At 50.9% G+C, this 1,863-nt stretch carries 1 protein-coding gene and 2 pseudogenes; all 3 read right to left on the bottom strand.

What is annotated here, in order from left to right; all coding sequences use genetic code 11:
* Window positions 1–251 (bottom strand): annotated as a pseudogene (locus STRDD11_RS04100) (cysteine desulfurase); the annotation flags it as partial.
* Between the two features lies 1 nt (window position 252).
* Window positions 253–1,347, bottom strand: a complete 1,095-nt coding sequence (locus STRDD11_RS04095) for a cystathionine gamma-synthase (RefSeq protein ID WP_128835671.1) — start codon at window positions 1,345–1,347, stop codon at window positions 253–255.
* Window positions 1,348–1,630: 283 nt separating this feature from the next.
* Window positions 1,631–1,863, bottom strand: a pseudogene (locus STRDD11_RS04090) (polysaccharide biosynthesis protein); the annotation flags it as partial.

Raw genomic sequence — 1,863 nt, 5'->3', positions numbered from 1 at the left:
TCAAAACTATAGCCATGCTCCTCTCGCTCCCAGTCCAGAACCGACTGAATGAGCTCCTCACTGGCGTAGGTATAGCCATAGACCAATTGCTCGGCATAGTCATGCACGGTCTGCTGGATTTCCGGCAGAACCTCAAAGTCCATATCGGCAATCCAGGCCGCCAAAACCTCCGGATCTTCCTCTGCTTCTTTCCACTTATAAGTATGCTGCCCCAACCGGTTGGGAGCCGTTTCAAAGTTATATCTTCCCATTTCAGGCCTCCAAAGCTGACTGCAGATCAGCCACTAAATCCCTGCTGTCCTCAATCCCAATCGACAGACGCAGCAAATCATCGGTCAAACCATAGGAATGGCGGACCTCTGCCGGAATATCGGCATGGGTCTGAGTCGTCGGATAGGTAATCAGACTTTCCACTCCGCCCAGACTTTCTGCAAAGGTAAAGACCTTAAGACTGTTCAGCAGCTGCGGAATCTTTCCTTCATCTGCGATTTTAAAGGAAATCATGCCGCCCTTTCCGGGATAGAGGACTTCCTTAACAGCCGGCGAATCTTTCAGAAATGCTGCGACTTCTCTGGCATTCTGAGTGGAACGCTCCATGCGGAGCGCCAGCGTCTTGAGACCGCGCAAGAGCAGGTAGCTGTCAAAGGGCGACAGGACTGGACCTGTTGTATTGAGATTGTAGAAAAGTTTCTCGTAGAGGGCAGCATCACTGGTCATGATGGCTCCAGCCAAGACGTCGTTGTGCCCGCCCAGATATTTGGTCGCTGAATGAAGGACCAAGTCAGCCCCCTCCTCCAGCGGCCGTTGGTAAATCGGGCTGTAGAAGGTATTGTCTACCAAGACCTTGGCTCCCTTTTCATGAGCCGCCTGAGAAATGCGGGCAATGTCAAACTCCACCATCAGAGGATTGGTCGGTGTCTCGATATAGACAATATCTATATCCTCTGTCAGAGCTGCCAAAAGCTCTGCCTCCGTATTGGCATAGGTGAAATGGAAACGCCCTTCCTGCTCCGCCTGATTGAACCAGCGGAAAGAGCCGCCGTAGAGATCGCGTACCGCCAAGACCTGACTGCCGACCGGAAAAACGCTGAAAGCAAGGACGATGGCCGACATGCCTGAGCTGGTCGCCAGAGCATAATCCGCACTCTCAATAGCTGCCAGAGTCTGTTCCAGACTGGCCCGGGTTGGATTTTTAGTCCGCGTATAGTCGTAGCCGGTCGACTGGCCAAACTCCGGATGCTGGTAAGTCGTTGAAAAATGCAGCGGCGCTGTCAATGCACCGGTAGCTTCATCTGTCTTGATTCCTGCTTGGGCTAAAATGGTATCCAACTTCAATTCCTTGCTCATCATGTCCTCCATTAAAATAGTGAGGTATGCTGTTTCCTCAGATGTATGTTCACTTCTCTATTGTATCATCTTCAGAAAGGCCTGCGCTTTTTTCTTTTCAAGAGCTAGGTATAGTTTGAAACTATGACTGCATGCGAATTCTCAAAGAAACGCTGGTCATGAAGGCAGCTGTGCCCTGCAAAAAACTGCTTTCCCGTTCATCTAACATTTCCCTGCAGGAATACCGGACGAATGGCAGAGGCTTTCACGACAAAAAGAGCAAATTAAAAAGCCCTAGGGCTTTTTAATGAATATGAAATCTGCGGCGCAGACTGGCTGCTTTCGATCCGATAAAACGGTCCATGAGCCGGACCCGCAGGGAGAAGCCGCCGTAAATGGCTACACCGATGCCGCCAATCAGCAGCAGATAAATCAGACTGGAAATCCGGCCGCTGGGCTGCAGAAAGAGACCGATCAGCAGCTCTGCGATTAAGACAAAAACGGTCATGACACCAGTCAGGATAGCCGTCAGGAGAC

Origin of the sequence: Streptococcus sp. DD11 (assembly GCF_001578865.1) — a bacterium.
Taxonomy (GTDB): Bacteria; Bacillota; Bacilli; order Lactobacillales; family Streptococcaceae; genus Streptococcus; species Streptococcus panodentis.
This window is presented reverse-complemented; position numbering and strand designations above follow the sequence as displayed.

What these genes read in the sequence shown, in the direction of transcription:
- STRDD11_RS04095 (WP_128835671.1), bottom strand. Translation starts at nt 1,347, where the DNA reads ATGAGCAAGGAATTGAAGTTGGATACCATTTTAGCCCAAGCAGGAATC.